Raw genomic sequence first — 644 nt, 5'->3', positions numbered from 1 at the left:
AAAGAAGTCGGTAGCTTAACCGAAAGGGGGGCGCCGACCACTTTGTGGTTCATGACTGGGGTGAAGTCGTAACAAGGTAACCGTAGGGGAACCTGCGGTTGGATCACCTCCTTACCTGAGATAGGTTAAGTGCAGTGCTCACACAGATTGTCTGATGAAAAGAAGAGAATAACGTTATCGTAATAGGCTTGTAGCTCAGGTGGTTAGAGCGCACCCCTGATAAGGGTGAGGTCGGTGGTTCAAGTCCACTCAGGCCTACCAACTCTACTTATCCTTGGGTCTTCCAGACGCTGCGTGACTCATGTGCTGTCGCACACTGCGTTACTCGCGTTGAAATACCCGGCGGCTAAGCGAGTTGATTGAACAGACGATGGCGGTCTATTTCTGTATGGGGCTATAGCTCAGCTGGGAGAGCGCCTGCCTTGCACGCAGGAGGTCAGCGGTTCGATCCCGCTTAGCTCCACCATACTAAACGTAATTCAGAGTATATTGGCGACAGTATGCTGCGAATTATTTTGCTCTTTAACAATCTGGAACAAGCTGAAAAATTGAAATCCTCATTAATATCACTGAGATATTAGTGAAGAGTCTCTCAAGCTGAACAATTCGAGACATTTTCGGGTTGTGAGGTTAAGCGACGAAGC

Annotated in this window: 2 tRNA genes and 1 rRNA gene; all 3 read left to right on the top strand. The window is 48.6% G+C overall.

Annotated elements, in window-relative coordinates:
- Positions 1-114: ribosomal RNA gene (locus CKY02_RS23220) — 16S ribosomal RNA — on the top strand; the annotation flags it as partial.
- 70 nt (positions 115-184) lie between these two features.
- Positions 185-261: transfer RNA gene (locus CKY02_RS23215), tRNA-Ile, on the top strand.
- Positions 262-390: 129 nt separating this feature from the next.
- A tRNA-Ala gene (locus CKY02_RS23210) sits at positions 391-466 on the top strand.
- Positions 467-644 lie beyond the last annotated feature (178 nt).

This window comes from Photorhabdus bodei (assembly GCF_003287735.1).
In the GTDB taxonomy this organism is placed as follows: Bacteria; Pseudomonadota; Gammaproteobacteria; order Enterobacterales; family Enterobacteriaceae; genus Photorhabdus; species Photorhabdus kayaii.
This window is presented reverse-complemented; position numbering and strand designations above follow the sequence as displayed.